The following is a 15,317-nucleotide window of genomic DNA, read 5'->3' as shown; positions in this document are numbered from 1 at the left end:
CAGCGCTGCGCCAGCGGCAACTCCGCGGACGCGCGCCTCACGCCTGCAGGCTGGGCGCGACCTCGCGGGCGATCTGGACCAGCGCCGCGATCAGCGGGGTCATCGGGTCACGCTGCGGGATGACCAGGCCGATCTGGTAGTTGATGACGGGATCGACGATCGGGATCGAGCGCACCTTGTCGGCGAGGCCGAGCGTTTCGGCGAGCTTGGCCGGCATCACGCTGGCCCAGCGGCCGGTCTTGACATGGGTGTACAGCACCAGCAGCGAGTTCGACGTCAGCGTCGGCGTCACCTCGTTGCCGGCGGCCTTCAGAGCGCGGTCGATGATGCGGCGGTTCTGCATGTCCGGGGTCAGGAGGCACAGCGGCACCTGCCCGACCTCCTGCCAGGTCACCTGATCGCGATCGCCGAACATCGCGTCGGGCGCGGTCAGCAGCCGGTAGCTCTCGTTGTAGAGCGGGATGGTTCTGACACGGCCGATCGGCTCGTTCTCGATGTAGGTCAGCCCGGCGTCGACCTCCAGGTTCTCCAGCAGCCCCAGCACGTCGGCCGACGTGCACGACATGATGCGGAACCGGACCTCCGGATGCTTGGCGCGGAACGGCGTCGTCAGCGACGCCACCATGCCGAGCACCGTCGGCACCGCCGCGATCCGGATCTCGCCCGATAGCTTGTCCTTGAGCCCGTTGATCTCCTGGCGCATCGCGCGGAAGTCGCCGACGATGCGGCGCGCCCAGTCGAGCGTGCGCTCACCCTCCGGCGTAAAGCCCTGGAACCTGGAACCGCGCTGCACCAGCATGACGCCGAGGATCTCCTCGAGCTGCTTGATGCTGGTCGACATCGTCGGCTGGGTCACGCCGCAGGCCTCGGCCGCGCGGCCGAAATGACGCTCCTTGGCCAGCGCCAGCAGCAGTTCGAGCTTGTCAATCAAGAGGTCGGCCTTCCAGCGGTTGAAGGGCCCAGTTCCGCACGTTTTCGGCGGTGCGGGCCACGGAGAAACCTATCACGGCGCGGAGGGCCCGGACACGGTAAAACGCGGCCGCAAGCCGGTCGCGCGAGCGCCCGTTTTTCGTCAACTTCTAGCTATCTCTCGATTGCGTTTCGCTATCGCAGCACGGGACTGCTTTATTGATATCTTGAGCAATTCCAATTTGGATGTGCGAAACGCTTGCAACGCAGAATCGGGATCAGGATGACGCCGGTGTACGAGACGTGGGAGGCGGCGCGCGGCGCCGAAATCATCGCCCAACATAGCGGGATGGAGGGAGCAACCTTGCCCATCCTCCATGCGTTGCAGGAGACGTTCGGCCATGTGCCGGAGGATGCCATTCCGATGATCGCATCCGCTCTGAACCTCTCGCGCGCCGAGGTTTACGGCGTGTTCACGTTCTACCATGATTTCCGGGCCAAGAAGGCCGGTCGTCACGTGCTGAAGCTGTGCCGCGCCGAGGCCTGCCAGGCCGCCGGCGGCGATGCGCTCGCGGCGCGCGCCGAAGCGAAGCTCGGCATCTCCATCGGCAACACCACGGCCGATGAGCGCGTCACGCTCGAGCCGATCTACTGTCTCGGCCTGTGCGCAACCGCGCCGTCGGCCATGCTCGATGGCCGCCTGGTGGGCCGGCTCGACGAAGCCCGGATCGATGCTCTCGTCTCGGAGGCCCAGCGATGAGCGTGCGTCTTTTTGTCCCGTGTGATGCCGGCGCCCTCGCCGTCGGCGCCGATGAGGTTGCCCACGCGCTGCACAAGGCGGCGCTGGAGCGGAAGGTCGATATTGAAGTCGTACGCAACGGCTCGCGTGGGTTGTACTGGCTCGAGCCGCTGGTCGAGCTGGAGACGGCGCAGGGCCGCTTCGGCTTCGGACCGGTGACGGCAGACGACGTGCCGTCCCTGCTCGATGCGATCGTCGCCGACAAGCCGCACAAGCTCTCGCTCGGCCTGACCGAGGAGATCCCGTGGCTGAAGCGGCAGACCCGCCTCACCTTCGCCCGCTGCGGCATCATCGATCCGCTGTCGCTCGACGACTACCGCGCCCATGGCGGCTACAAGGGCCTGACCCGCGCCCTGACGCTGACGCCCGATGCTGTGATCGCCGAGGTCACGACCTCGGGCCTGCGCGGCCGCGGCGGCGCAGGCTTCCCGACCGGCATCAAATGGAAGACGGTGGCGCAGACCGCGGCCGACCGCAAATACGTCATCTGCAACGCCGACGAGGGCGACAGCGGCACCTTCGCCGACCGCATGCTGATGGAAGGCGATCCCTTCGTGCTGATCGAAGGCATGACCATCTGCGGCATCGCGGTGGGCGCCACCAAGGGCTACATCTACACGCGCTCGGAATATCCGCACGCGATCGCGACCATGACCAAGGCGATCGAGATCGCCAGGAAGGCCGGCCTGCTCGGCGACAAGATTGCGGGCTCCAACGCCACGTTCGAGTTGGAGGTGCGCACCGGCGCCGGCGCCTATGTCTGCGGCGAAGAGACCGCGCTGATGGAGAGCCTGGAGGGCAAGCGCGGCATCGTCCGCGCCAAGCCGCCGCTGCCCGCCCATCATGGCCTGTTCGGCAAGCCGACCGTCGTGAACAACCTGCTGTCGTTCGCCGCCATCCCCTTCATCCTCGATGAGGGCGCCAAGGCCTATGCCGATTTCGGCATGGGACGCTCGCGCGGCACGATGCCGATCCAGATCGCCGGCAACGTCAAGTTCGGCGGCCTGTTCGAGACCGCGTTCGGCATCACGCTGGGCGAGTTGGTCGACGACATCGGCGGCGGCACCTTCACCGGCCGCCCGGTCCGTGCCGTGCAGGTCGGAGGCCCGCTCGGCGCCTACTTCCCCCGCGCCCTGTTCGACACGCCGTTCGACTACGAGGCGTTCGCCGCCAAGGACGGCCTGATCGGCCATGGCGGCATCGTCGTGTTCGACGACAGCGTCGACATGTCGAAGCAGGCCCGCTTCGCGATGGAGTTCTGCGCCATCGAATCCTGCGGCAAGTGCACGCCGTGCCGTATCGGCTCGACGCGCGGCGCCGAGACCATCGACAAGATCCGCCGCGGCGAGCGCGTCGCCGAAAACATCGCCCTGGTCGAAGACCTCTGCGGCACCATGAAGCTCGGATCGCTCTGTGCACTCGGCGGCTTCACGCCCTACCCTGTGCTCTCGGCGCTGAAGCACTTCCGCGAAGATTTCGGCCCCCAGCAGCCGCGCTTGCAGGCTGCGGAATAAGATATCGGGAACAAGGACACCGACCATGTCGCTCATCCACGAAACCGATTACGGCACACCGCTCTCCAAGTCCGAAAAGATGGTCACGCTCACCATCGACGGCCAGAGCATCACCGTTCCCGAGGGCACCTCGATCATGCGCGCGGCCATGGAGGCCGGAACGCAGATCCCGAAGCTGTGCGCGACCGACATGGTCGACGCGTTCGGCTCGTGTCGCCTCTGCCTCGTCGAGGTCGAAGGCCGCGCCGGCACCCCGGCCTCCTGCACCACGCCGGTGGCCGCGGGCCTCGTCGTCCACACCCAGACCGAGCGGCTGAAGAAGCTGCGCAAGGGCGTGATGGAGCTCTACATCTCCGACCATCCGCTCGACTGTCTGACCTGCGCTGCCAATGGCGATTGCGAGCTGCAGGACATGGCCGGCGCGGTTGGCCTGCGCGACGTGCGCTACGGCAACCAGGGTGAGAACCACGTGTTCGCCGACGCCTGCGGCGAGGCCAATCCGGCCTGGCTGCCGAAGGACGAGTCGAACCCCTATTTCACCTACGATCCCTCCAAGTGCATCGTCTGCTCGCGCTGCGTCCGCGCCTGCGAGGAAGTGCAAGGCACGTTCGCGCTGACCATCTCCGGCCGCGGCTTCGACAGCCGGGTGTCGCCGGGCATGAGCGAGAGCTTCCTCGGTTCGGAATGCGTGTCGTGCGGCGCTTGCGTGCAGGCCTGCCCGACTGCGACGCTTACCGAGAAGAGCGTGATCGAGATCGGCCAGCCGGAGCATTCGGCGGTCACCACCTGCGCCTATTGCGGCGTCGGCTGCGCCTTCAAGGCGGAGATGCGCGGCGAGGAAGTCGTGCGCATGGTGCCGTACAAGGATGGCAAGGCCAATCGCGGCCATTCCTGCGTCAAGGGCCGCTTCGCCTATGGCTATGCGACCCACAAGGAGCGCATCCTCAAGCCGATGATCCGCGAGACCATCGACCAGCCCTGGCGCGAGGTCTCCTATGACGAGGCCTTCAAGTTCGCCGCCGACAAGCTGCGCGGCATCCAGGCCAAATACGGCCGCGACTCGATCGGCGGCATCACCTCGTCCCGCTGCACCAACGAAGAAACCTATCTGGTGCAGAAGCTGATCCGCGCCGGCTTCGGCAACAACAATGTCGACACCTGCGCCCGCGTCTGCCACTCGCCGACCGGCTACGGCCTTGCCACCACCTTCGGCACCTCCGCCGGCACGCAGGACTTCGACTCGGTCGAGGACAGCGACGTCATCATGGTGATCGGCGCCAACCCGACCGATGCGCATCCGGTGTTCGGCTCGCGCATGAAGAAGCGGCTGCGCCAGGGCGCCAAGCTGATCGTCGTCGATCCGCGCAAGATCGACCTCGTGAAGTCGGCGCACGTCAAGGCCGACTATCATCTGCCGCTGCTGCCCGGCACCAATGTCGCGATCCTGACTGCGCTGGCCCATGTGATCGTCACCGAAGGCCTCGTCAACGAGACCTTCGTGCGCGAGCGCTGCGACTGGAGCGAGTTCCAGGACTGGGCCGAGTTCGTCGCGCTGGAGAAGAACAGCCCCGAGGCGATCGCCAGCATTTCCGGCGTGGACCCGGAAGCGATCCGCGGCGCGGCCCGGCTCTACGCCAAGGGCGGCAACGGCGCGATCTACTACGGCCTCGGCGTGACCGAGCACAGCCAGGGCTCGACCACGGTGATCGCGATCGCCAACCTCGCGATGGCGACCGGCAATATCGGCCGCCGCGGCGTCGGCGTGAACCCGCTGCGCGGCCAGAACAACGTGCAGGGCTCGTGCGACATGGGCTCGTTCCCGCACGAGCTGCCGGGCTACCGCCACATCTCGGGCGACGCGGTGCGCGACCAGTTCGAGGCGATGTGGAACGTCAAGCTCAACCCTGAGCCCGGCCTGCGCATCCCGAACATGTTCGACTCCGCGATCGAAGGCACCTTCATGGGCCTCTACGTGCAGGGCGAGGACATCCTGCAGTCGGATCCCAACACCACGCATGTGGTGCAGGCGCTATCGTCGATGGAATGCGTCATCGTGCAGGACCTGTTCCTGAACGAGACCGCCAACTACGCCCACGTGTTCCTGCCGGGCTCGACCTTCCTCGAGAAGGACGGCACCTTCACCAACGCCGAGCGCCGCATCCAGCGGGTGCGCAAGGTGATGACCCCGCTCAACGGCATGGCCGACTGGGAGGTGACGATCGGTCTCGCCAAGGCGATGGGCTTCGAGATGAAGTACAATCACCCGTCCGAGATCATGGACGAGATCGCGGCGCTGACGCCGACCTTCGCCGGCGTCTCCTATCAGAAGCTCGAGGAGATGGGATCGGTGCAGTGGCCCTGCAACGAGAAGAATCCCGAGGGTTCGCCGATCATGCATGTCGACGGCTTCGTCCGCGGCAAGGGCAAGTTCGTGGTCACGGAGTATGTCGCGACCGACGAGCGCACCGGCCCGCGCTTCCCGCTCCTGCTCACCACGGGGCGCATCCTGTCGCAGTACAATGTCGGCGCCCAGACGCGGCGCACCGAGAACGTGGTGTGGCATGGCGAGGACGTGCTGGAGATCCATCCGCACGATGCCGAGCAGCGCGGCATCCGCGACGGCGACTGGGTGCGGCTGACCAGCCGCGCCGGCGAGACCACGCTGCACGCGCTGATCTCCGAGCGCGTCGCCCCCGGCGTGGTCTACACCACCTTCCACCATCCGCTGACCCAGGCCAACGTCATCACCACGGACTATTCGGACTGGGCCACCAACTGTCCGGAGTACAAGGTCACGGCAGTGCAGGTGTCGCAGTCCAACGGACCGTCGGACTGGCAGAAAGCCTATGACGAGCAGGCCCGCAACTCGCGCCGCATCGCCCCGGTCGTGGAGGCAGCGGAGTAGCATGACCGATGCAGTGCGCATCGCGGATCGTCTGGTCTGGCGCGACGGAGCCCTCACCGAGGGCCACCGCCGCGTGCCGGAGGAGACCGCGGTCGCACTGACCTACAATGGCGGCACCCAGGCCGTCATGATGGCGACGCCGCAAGACCTCCGCGACTTCGCCATCGGCTTCAGCCTGAACGAAGGTCTCGTCACGAGCCGAGACGACATCATCTCTCTCGACGTCGTCGAGCTGGATGACGGCATCGAGCTCAGGATGTGGCTGCCCGACGCGCAGGCCGAACGCTTGGCCGAGCGCCGCCGCAACATCGCCGGCCCCACCGGCTGCGGCCTGTGCGGCATCGATTCGGTCAGCGAAGCGGTGCGGCCGGCGGCGCATGTCCCGGACGGCCGGCGTTTCGCTCCGCGCGACGTCATGGCGGCGCTTGAGGCCATCGAGCCGCTGCAGAAGCTCAATCACGAGACCCGCGCGGTGCATGCCGCGGCGTTCTGGACTCCCGCGCGCGGCATCGTCGGCTTGCGCGAGGATGTCGGCCGCCACAACGCGCTCGACAAGCTCGCTGGCCACCTCGCGCAAACGCGCTGTGCGGCGAGCGAGGGCATCGTGATCCTGACGAGCCGCGTCTCGGTCGAACTGGTGCAGAAGGCTGCTGCCATGGGCGCACCCATCATGGTCGCGGTCTCCGCCCCGACCGCGCTCGCCATTCGCATGGCCGAGGCCGCCGGCATCACGCTGATTGCGGTGGCCCGCAACGACGGCTTCGAAATCTTCACCCATCCCGAACGGATCGTCGCGAGCGCCGAGACCGGCGCGCGATCAACACAGACGGACAACACCCATGTCGCATAACCCCTCCGAGCGCCTCGTCTACATGGCCAACCAGATCGGCAAGTTCTTCCAGAGCCAGGGACAGGAGAAGGAGGTCGCCGGCGTCGCCGAGCACATCAAGAAGTTCTGGGATCCGCGCATGCTCAAGACGATCTATGCGCACCACGACGCCGGCGGCGCCGGCCTCGACCCGGCGGTGAAGGAAGCGATCGGCCGGCTGAAAGATGCCGCGGTCGCCAAGGAAAAGGCATAGGCGGCCGGCCGTCCTACCGCGCGGCTGGTCGGGTCATCCCTCCACGAGTGCGGTGAACACGCGCCGCACTTCGGTCTGCGTTTCGCGCAGCCGCGCCTCGAGCGCCGAGAAATCCGGCGCGTCGCCCGCCCGGGCCATCACCCGCAGCAGGTCCTCGCCGGCCTGATCCGGCTTGAACTTGTCGCTGACGCACAGCCGCACGATCTGCGTCAGATCGTGATACAGCCGCGCGGCCTGACGCAGGATCACGGCTTCAGCGCGCGGCAGCACGCCGAGCCGCTCGGCATTGTCGAGCACCGCAAGCGTGCTGACATCGAGAATCTCCGGCGTCGTCGCGGCATGGACGAGCTGCAGATATTGCGCGACGAAGTCGATGTCGACCATGCCGCCGGCGGCGTGCTTGAGGTCCCACAGATCGGCCTCGCCCTTCTCGGCCGCGATCGCGCGGCGCATGTCGGCGACGTCGCGCGCGATCGCGCTCCTGTCGCGCGGACGCTGCAGCGCGGCCTGGATGATCTCCTCGATCCGGGCCCGAAACGCCGGCGACGCCGAGATCACCCGTGCCCGCGTCAGCGCCATGTGCTCCCAGGTCCACGCCTCCTGCTCCTGGTAATGCGCAAAGGAGTCGATGTGCGAGGCCAGCGGGCCGGCGCGGCCCGACGGCCGCAGCCGCATGTCGATGTCGTAGAGCACGCCGTAATTGGTGCGCGAGGTGAAGGCCGAGATCAGCCGCTGGGTGAAGCGCGCGAAGTAGTGCGCGCCCTGCAGCGAGCGCTCGCCGTCGGAATCCGGCGCATCGCCATCGAAGTCGTAGAGCAGGATCAGGTCGAGATCGGACGAAGCCGTCATTTCGCGCGCGCCGAGCCGCCCCATCGCGACGATCGCGGTCTCCTGGCCCTTGATGCGGCCGTGCTGGGCGGCGAAGCGCTCCGTCACGAGATCATGCACGGTGTGCACGATGCCCTCGGCGACGTCGGCGAACGCGGTGCCGGCCTGCTGCGCCGACACCGTGCCGGAGAGGATGCGCGTGCCGATTAGGAACAGGCTCTCCTGACCGAACAGCCTGAGACGATCGAGAAACTCCTCATAGGTCCCGGCATCCTTTAGCGTCGACGCCAGCCGCTCTGACAATTCGCGCCGGTCGGGAATCGCGCCGAAGAAGCGCGGATCGATCAGGCCGTCCATCAGCCGCGGCTGCCGCGCCAGCATGTCGCCGAGCCGGGGCGCCGCCCCGAGCACGAGCGCGACGAGCGCCACGAGGTCGCGGTTCTGCCCGAGCAGGGTGATCAGGCGGCCGCCGAGTTGCAGCGCCTGCAGGAAGCGGTCGAAGGCCACGACGGCGCGATCCGGCTCGTCGGCATGCGCGAGGCCATCGATCAGCGCGGGCAGGAAATCGGTGAACGCGGTGCGCGTCGCATCCGTGCGGAACACGCGGTACTCGCCCGCCAGCCATTGCTGCAGGGTCTTGGCGACCATCACCGGATCGCGGAAGCCCAATCCGGCAAGATGCTCCATCAGGCGCGGCTCGTCGGGACCGGCGCCGTAGTTCACCGCCGGCAGGCTGACGGTGCCGGTGGGATCGCCCTCGAACAGCCGGGCGTAGTGTCCCTGCACGACGTCGAGATGGAACAGCAGGTCGGTCGCGAACCGCTCGCGGCTGTCGTAGCCGAAGAAGCATGCGAAGCGGCTCACGCCCTCGACATCGTCGGGCAGGCTGTGGATCTGCTCGTCCGCCATCATCTGCAGCCGGTGCTCGACCCTGCGCAGGAACTCATAAGCCGTGGTGAGCTCGTCGCGCGCCTGCTCCGTGATCCACTTGCTGGCGGTGAGCACGTCGAGCGCCTGCAAAGTCGGACGGACGCGCAGCTCGGGATGACGGCCGCCGGCGATCAACTGCTGGGTCTGGGCAAAGAACTCGATCTCACGGATGCCGCCGCGCCCGACCTTGACGTTGTGGCCTTCGACCGCGATCTCGCTGTGGCCGCGATAGACCTGCATCTGCCGCTTCATGTCGTGGACGTCGGTCAGCGCCTGGAAGTCGAGATGCTTGCGCCATACGAACGGCGACAGCTCCGCCAGCATCGCCTCGCCCGCGACGACGTCGCCGGCACAGACCCGCGCCTTGATCATCGCGGCGCGTTCCCAGGTGCGGCCCTCGCGCTCGTAGTAATGCAGCGCTGCCTCGGTCGACATCGCCACCTGCGTCGAGGCCGGATCCGGCCGCAGCCGGAGATCGACGCGGAACACATAGCCGTCCGCGGTGCGGCTCTGCAGCAGCCGCGCCATCGCTTGCGTCACGCGGACGAAGAACGGCTGCGGCTCGATGTCGCGCGCCAGCGAGTTGATCTCGGGATCGAAGAACACGATCAGGTCGATGTCGCTCGAATAGTTGAGCTCGCCCGCCCCCATCTTGCCCATCGCGAGCACGAACAGGCCGCTGCCCTGCTCCGGATCGTCGGCATCGACGGGCGCGAGCCGGCCGCGCACCGTCTCCAGGCGCAGCAGATACCGCAGCGCCATCTGCACCGAGGACACCGCGACGTCGGTCAGCCCCGCCGTCACCTGCATCACCGGCCACACGCCGCCGATGTCGCACAGCGCGATCAAGAGCGCCGCCTCGGATTTCAGCCGGCGCAGCAGGCTCATCACCTCGGCTTCGCTGGAAGCGGCAAACACCTCGCGGCCGGTGCGGGCGATCAGCTCGGCGAGATGCGCCTGCGGCTCGCTGCGCAAAAGACGGTCCAGGCGATGGCCGTCGGCGCGGACGAGATCGAACAGATAGGGCGAGCACTCGGCAATCCCGAGCAGGATGGTTCGCGGCCAGCCGTCGGCGAGCAGCTGGTGGAGCGAGGCGGCCAAGGACGGCTCGAGCTCGGCGAGCCACTCGTGGAGGCGCTGTTCGGCTTTGTCGGGCGCACGGACATGCGGGCCGGCAACGAAACGTTCGGCCAGCGTCTGCCCGTCCGCGTTTCCCGGCGCGGATGAGATCATGCGGCCTTCTGTGGCACATCCTGCGCCGGCGCCGCAAGCTTCGCGGGCACGCCGGCACCAGCCGGCAGCACCAGCGTCGCGATCAGCCCCGGCCTGGCATCGCCGAGCCGGAGCTCGCCGCCATGCAGGGTCGCGACGGCGGACGCCAAGCTGAGACCGAGGCCGGAACCGGGCAAAGTGCGGCTCGCCTCCAGCCGCACGAAACGCTCGACGGCGCGCTTGCGCTCGGCCTCGGGAATGCCCTCGCCATGATCGGTCACGCTGAGCAGCACCTGTCCGCCCTCGCGCCGCGCCTCGATCAGGATTTCGCGGCTATCAGCGGCGGCGGCGGCATCGAGCGGCAGCGCCGCCGGCTTGCCGTATTTGATCGCGTTCTCGACGAGATTGGCGAGCGCCTGGCTGATCAGCTCGCGATTGCCATGCACCGGCGCGGCCGCGGCCTTGACCCGCAACGTCATCTCATTGTCCTCGGCCAGCGGCTCGTACAATTCGTGAATGCCACCGGCGACCTCGGCCGCATCGAACTCGACCATGTCGCCGCGCGCCTGCCCGGACTCCGCCCGCGCGATCATCAAGAGCGCGTTGAAGGTGCGGATCAGGCCGTCGGATTCCTCGATCGTGCGCTCCAGCGCGGCGCGATATTCGTCCTCGGAGCGCGACTTCGCCAGCGCCTCCTCGGCGCGGTTGCGCAACCGTGTCAGCGGCGTCTTGAGATCATGCGCGATGTTGTCGGAGACCTCCTTGAGGCCGGTCATCAGCGCCTCGATGCGCTCCAGCATCGCGTTGAGATTTTCCGCCAGGCGATCGAGCTCGTCGCCGCTGCGCCCGACCGGCAGACGGCCGGAGAGATCGCCATCCATAATCCGCCGCGTCGTGCCGGTCATGGCATCGATCCGGTGCAGCACGCGCCGCGCGACGAAGATGCCGCCGCCGATGCCGAGCACCACCACCACCAGCACCGACCATTGCGCCGCCTTGGCGACGATGCCGAACAGGCGGCGGCGCTCCTCGAGATCGCGGCCGATCAAAAGCCGAAAACCGCTGGAGAGCTGCGTGACATACACCAGCGCGCGATGGCTGTGCTCGGTGCTGTCGTCGAGCCGCCGGTAGAACGTCTCCGACCAGCCGGACGAGCCCATCACGCCCGGCGCCAGCGAGCCGACATTGCCGGCGATCGCCTGCCCGGTCGGCGTGGTGATGAGATAGAGATTGGCGCCCGGCCGCAGCGCGCGGCTCTCGATCGCGCCGACGATTCCGCGCAGGCCCCAGCGGGCGAAGATGTCGGTCATCTCGCTGATCTCGGAGGTGACCGTGGTCGAGATCTGCTCGGTGATGAGCCGGCGGGTGTTCCAGGCGAAATAGCCGAGCAGCGAGGCGGCGAACAGCGCAAACAACAGCAGATAGACCAGCGTCAGCCGGAACGCCGTGGTGCGGATCAGCTTACCGAAGGCCGTCACGGATCATGTACCCCGCGCCGCGGATGGTGTGGAGCAGCGGGCGGTCGAACCCCTTGTCGATCTTGGAGCGCAGCCGCGAGATGTGGACGTCGATCACGTTGGTCTGCGGATCGAAATGATAATCCCAGACGTTCTCCAGGAGCATCGTGCGCGTCACCACCTGCCCCGCATGTTTCATGAGATATTCGAGCAGGCGGAACTCGCGCGGCTGCAGGGTCAGCTCGTCCTTGCCGCGTGCGACGCGATGCGACAGGCGATCGAGCTCGAGATCGCCGACCTTGTAGGTGGTCTCCTCGGCCGGGCCGCCATGGCGGCGCGACAGCACCTCGACGCGGGCGAGCAGCTCGGCGAAGGCATAGGGCTTCGGCAGATAATCGTCGCCGCCGGCGCGCAGGCCCTTGATGCGGTCATCGACCTGGCCGAGCGCCGACAGAATGAGCACGGGCGTCCGGTTGCCCTTGTCGCGCAGCGCGCCGATCAGCGACAGGCCGTCGCGCTTGGGCAGCATGCGGTCGACCACCAGCACGTCGTAATCCCCGCTGTCGGCCATGGCGAGCCCCTCCTCGCCGTCGCTGGCGAGGTCTGCGACATGTCCGACCTCGCGGAACGCCTTGACCAGATAGTCGGCGGACTCGCGGTCGTCTTCGATGATCAGGAGGCGCATTGCGGAAACGGGGGCGGCGGTCACGGTTCGATGTCCATCTACATGGACCGGCCGCCGTTTCCGTGCAAGGCGGCATGGGCCCGGGGTTGATCGGCAGCAAAGTGGGCGGTGAGGCTGGGGGACCTCACCGCCCGAGTTCCTTCCGACGGAGGGGGGCGTTGTCCAACGGAAGGTTTGCGGGAGCGGAACTTTAAGCCCGCCCCCAGGAAGAGCCACCGGCGCGGGGGCACATGCCGGCGGTCTCCCATCTCGTAAGGGCCTTATCTCGTAAGGGCCTTGGCCCTCGCTCAGCCCTTGGCCAGCGGCACCGCGACGAAGCGCGACTGCCCGCCGCTCTTCACACGCATCAGCACGCTGTTCTTGTTGTCGGCCTTGGCGGCGTTGATCGCTTCGCGCACGTCACCGGCGGAGGTCACCGACTTGCCCGCGACCTCCAGGATGACGTCGCCTTCCTTGAAGCCGCGATCGGCCGCCGCGCTCTTCGGGTCGACCTCGGTGACGACGACGCCGTCCTTGCCGGCACCGGCGACGCTCGACGCGGGCGCCACGGTCATGCCGAGCTTCGGCACGTCGGCGCCGCGGGTCGGGCTCGCATTGTCGCCGCCGGTGTCGGCCTTGGCCTCGATCGTGTTCGGCAGCTTGCCGAGCGTCAGGTTGATGGTCTTGTCCTCGCCCTTGTGCAGGACGTTGAGCTTGACCGAGGCGCCCGGCGCGATGCCGCCGATGGTGCGGGCGAGCTCACGCGCGTCCTTCACCGGCTCGCCGTTGACCGCGGTGATGACGTCGCCGGACTGGATGCCCGCCTTCGCCGCCGGACCGTTGGCCTGGGGCTCGGCGACCAGCGCGCCCTCGGCCTTCTTCATGCCGAGGCTGTCGGCGATGTCCTGCGTCACCGGCTGGATCTGCACGCCGATCCAGCCGCGGCTGACCGAGCCGTTGTCCTTGAGCTGGGCCACCACGCTCTTAACCGTCGAGGCGGGGATCGAGAACGCGATGCCGACGCTGCCGCCGGAGGGCGAGTAGATCGCGGTGTTGACGCCGACGACGTTGCCGTCGACATCGAACGCCGGACCGCCGGAGTTGCCCTTGTTCACGGGCGCGTCGATCTGGATGAAATCGTCATACGGGCCGTTGCCGATGTCGCGGCCGACCGCCGAGACGATGCCGGCCGTCACCGTGCCGCCGAGGCCGAACGGGTTGCCGACCGCCAGCACCCAGTCGCCGATCCGCGGCTTGCCGTCGGCGAGCTTGGCGAACGGGAAGTTCGTGCCGCCCTCGACCTTGATCAGCGCCAGATCCGTGCGCGGGTCGGTGCCGATCACCTTGGCGCTGTAGGTCTTGCCGTCGTCGGTCGTCACCTCGACCTTGTTGGCGCCGTCGACCACGTGGTTGTTGGTCACGGCATAGCCGTCGGCGGAGATGAAGAAGCCGGAGCCCTGCCCGGTCACGGCGCGACCGCCACCGCGGCCGCCGCGGCCCGGCATGCCGGGAATGCCGTTCTCACCACCGAAGCGGCGGAAGAAGCGCTCCATCGGCGAGCCCGGCTGGAACGGCGTATCGTCGTCGCTGTCGTCCTTGGCGACCTTCTCCGCGATGTTGACCTTGACCGAAATCACCGACGGCTTCACCCGCTCCACGATGTCGGCGAAGCCGACCGGGCGCGCGACCTTGCTGACCTCGTTGGCGACCTGCGCATGCGCCGAGGTCGAGAACAGATCGACGGGCGCCCCTTGCGGCGACAGGCCATAGGCGGCGACGCCGAGGCCCGCGACGACGGAGGCCATCAGCGCGAACTTGCGCGCCGAGAACAGGCCGCGCCGGGGCTGGCGATAGGACGGAAGGGAGGACAGGTCGGTCGGACGGTCAGTCATACGGTTTTCTCCGCAAGCGATTTTGGTCAAGGTCTAAAACTTGGGTCCCGGGCTGTGCGCCCCGTTCGCCAGTGAAGATGGGGGCTGCCGCCTTACGGCGTGCTGGCTGCGGCGTTAAACTTCTGTAATGGATGGACACGAACACTGCGGCGGAATGGCGCAGATGGTGGAGCGAGGCGGAAAAGCCTTGCGAGACCAGGAGTTTGCCAGCGTCCCGGCCGCCCCGTAGCGGCCATCATTTTGGCCGATCCGACCAAAGTCGTAACCCCCGTAGGGCGGGTTAGCCGCAGGCGTAACCCGCCGCCTTTCCAACAGCCCCCGATCCAGCCGCCGCACATCCGCCCGCACCGGAGCCAGCCCCGGCGGATGACGCTTGCGCTGATCCGCCCTACCCGTCCGGTGCGCTCGCAATGACGCCCGGAGCAACTATCCTGATCCCCACTATCAAACAGCATGTGGAGAAAACTAACCGCGAGTCGAGCCTCCACATCCTCGCGACGCATCCCGCGCCCGAGTCATGCCCTTGAACTCGCACCCTCACAGCGAGGGCACAGGGAAGGCCGGGCGCTGGCCGCGCCCGTGGCCCGCCTGCGGAAAAAATGCAGGCGGCAGGTACCACAGGTCTGGCCGAACACGCCCGGCCCTCCCTGTGCGATGGTGTTAACGCTTATACGTGATCTCCCCGGGGACCGGCTTCTTGACCCCGTCACCGGCGGATCATCACCACCGGCTTGGCCGCAGCATCGGGCGACCAGGACCACACGATTTCACGTCCGCGATCCGCCGTTCGTCGGCGAGGCCAAAACCCCGCTGCGGCAGCCCGCGTCCATCGCATTCCGCATCCGACGTCCGTGACGATCGCGATACGCCCCCTCGGTGGAACGGAACGGGTGGAGGATAAGGGTGATTTGGGGTGAGAGGCAAGAGGATTTTTGATTTTCGGAATAAGGCCGCCCATTTTACGACCCCACGATTTGGCTAATAGGAAGGGCCACAACGAAACTCGGGAAACGATCAGCCGTAATCCCTATAAATTTTTGGGATTGCAACTTCAGGCAACACCCCGCTCCGAATGAACTCTGATACTCTAGCTTGCGATTCAATTCGCCAGTCATTGCATTGCTG

The 15,317-nt window shown here is 67.2% G+C and carries 10 protein-coding genes; 5 read left to right on the top strand and 5 right to left on the bottom strand.

Features of this window, described 5'->3' with window-relative positions; translation table 11 throughout:
- Positions 1 to 37 precede the first annotated feature (37 nt).
- Positions 38 to 931, bottom strand: a complete 894-nt coding sequence (locus ACQR03_RS28045; protein WP_315716160.1) for a LysR family transcriptional regulator — start codon at positions 929 to 931, stop codon at positions 38 to 40.
- A 261-nt stretch (positions 932 to 1,192) separates the two neighbouring features.
- Here ACQR03_RS28045 and ACQR03_RS28040 point away from each other — a divergent pair, with 261 nt between their 5' ends.
- The 5 genes from ACQR03_RS28040 to ACQR03_RS28020 are packed head-to-tail and all read left to right on the top strand — an operon-like array spanning position 1,193 to position 7,209.
- Complete coding sequence (locus ACQR03_RS28040) at positions 1,193 to 1,669, top strand: formate dehydrogenase subunit gamma (RefSeq protein ID WP_316171189.1); 477 nt, start codon at positions 1,193 to 1,195, stop codon at positions 1,667 to 1,669.
- A complete protein-coding gene (locus tag ACQR03_RS28035) occupies positions 1,666 to 3,222 on the top strand; it encodes a formate dehydrogenase beta subunit (RefSeq protein WP_434842033.1) in 1,557 nt (518 codons plus the stop codon). The genes ACQR03_RS28040 and ACQR03_RS28035 overlap by 4 nt, the downstream gene beginning before the upstream one ends.
- A 25-nt stretch (positions 3,223 to 3,247) precedes the next feature.
- On the top strand, positions 3,248 to 6,127 hold the full coding sequence (fdhF, locus tag ACQR03_RS28030; RefSeq protein WP_316225752.1) for a formate dehydrogenase subunit alpha: 2,880 nt from the start codon (positions 3,248 to 3,250) through the stop codon (positions 6,125 to 6,127).
- Between the two features lies 1 nt (position 6,128).
- Complete coding sequence (gene fdhD, locus ACQR03_RS28025; protein WP_434842032.1) at positions 6,129 to 6,977, top strand: formate dehydrogenase accessory sulfurtransferase FdhD; 849 nt, start codon at positions 6,129 to 6,131, stop codon at positions 6,975 to 6,977.
- The gene (locus ACQR03_RS28020; protein WP_315716156.1) at positions 6,967 to 7,209 is read left to right on the top strand and encodes a formate dehydrogenase subunit delta; all 243 of its coding nucleotides are present in this window, start codon (positions 6,967 to 6,969) and stop codon (positions 7,207 to 7,209) included. The genes fdhD and ACQR03_RS28020 overlap by 11 nt, the downstream gene beginning before the upstream one ends.
- A gap of 33 nt (positions 7,210 to 7,242) precedes the next feature.
- Here the strand turns inward: ACQR03_RS28020 and ACQR03_RS28015 are convergent, their stop codons facing one another.
- The 4 genes from ACQR03_RS28015 to ACQR03_RS28000 form a co-directional block, all read right to left on the bottom strand.
- Positions 7,243 to 10,200 carry a bifunctional [glutamine synthetase] adenylyltransferase/[glutamine synthetase]-adenylyl-L-tyrosine phosphorylase gene (locus ACQR03_RS28015; protein WP_434842031.1) on the bottom strand — a complete coding sequence of 986 codons (2,958 nt, stop codon included), beginning with the start codon at positions 10,198 to 10,200 and terminating at the stop codon, positions 7,243 to 7,245.
- Entirely contained in the window at positions 10,197 to 11,657 is a 1,461-nt protein-coding gene (locus ACQR03_RS28010; protein WP_316175916.1) for a sensor histidine kinase, read from the bottom strand. Before ACQR03_RS28010 ends, ACQR03_RS28015 begins: the two co-directional genes overlap by 4 nt.
- The gene (locus ACQR03_RS28005; RefSeq protein WP_315716199.1) at positions 11,641 to 12,321 is read right to left on the bottom strand and encodes a response regulator transcription factor; all 681 of its coding nucleotides are present in this window, start codon (positions 12,319 to 12,321) and stop codon (positions 11,641 to 11,643) included. Before ACQR03_RS28005 ends, ACQR03_RS28010 begins: the two co-directional genes overlap by 17 nt.
- 287 nt (positions 12,322 to 12,608) lie before the next feature.
- Positions 12,609 to 14,192 carry a Do family serine endopeptidase gene (locus ACQR03_RS28000; protein ID WP_434842030.1) on the bottom strand — a complete coding sequence of 528 codons (1,584 nt, stop codon included), beginning with the start codon at positions 14,190 to 14,192 and terminating at the stop codon, positions 12,609 to 12,611.
- Between the last annotated feature and the right edge of the window lie 1,125 nt (positions 14,193 to 15,317).

The organism is Bradyrhizobium sp. HKCCYLS3070 (genome assembly GCF_051167575.1).
GTDB lineage: Bacteria > Pseudomonadota > Alphaproteobacteria > Rhizobiales > Xanthobacteraceae > Bradyrhizobium.
This window is presented reverse-complemented; position numbering and strand designations above follow the sequence as displayed.

Excerpts from the sequence above, each read along its gene's own strand:
- ACQR03_RS28040 (WP_316171189.1), top strand. The coding sequence starts at position 1,193 with ATGACGCCGGTGTACGAGACGTGGGAGGCGGCGCGCGGCGCCGAAATC.
- ACQR03_RS28035 (WP_434842033.1), top strand. The coding sequence starts at position 1,666 with ATGAGCGTGCGTCTTTTTGTCCCGTGTGATGCCGGCGCCCTCGCCGTC.
- fdhF (WP_316225752.1), top strand. The coding sequence starts at position 3,248 with ATGTCGCTCATCCACGAAACCGATTACGGCACACCGCTCTCCAAGTCC.
- fdhD (WP_434842032.1), top strand. The coding sequence starts at position 6,129 with ATGACCGATGCAGTGCGCATCGCGGATCGTCTGGTCTGGCGCGACGGA.
- ACQR03_RS28020 (WP_315716156.1), top strand. The coding sequence starts at position 6,967 with ATGTCGCATAACCCCTCCGAGCGCCTCGTCTACATGGCCAACCAGATC.
- ACQR03_RS28015 (WP_434842031.1), bottom strand. The coding sequence starts at position 10,200 with ATGATCTCATCCGCGCCGGGAAACGCGGACGGGCAGACGCTGGCCGAA.
- ACQR03_RS28005 (WP_315716199.1), bottom strand. The coding sequence starts at position 12,321 with ATGCGCCTCCTGATCATCGAAGACGACCGCGAGTCCGCCGACTATCTG.
- ACQR03_RS28000 (WP_434842030.1), bottom strand. The coding sequence starts at position 14,192 with ATGACTGACCGTCCGACCGACCTGTCCTCCCTTCCGTCCTATCGCCAG.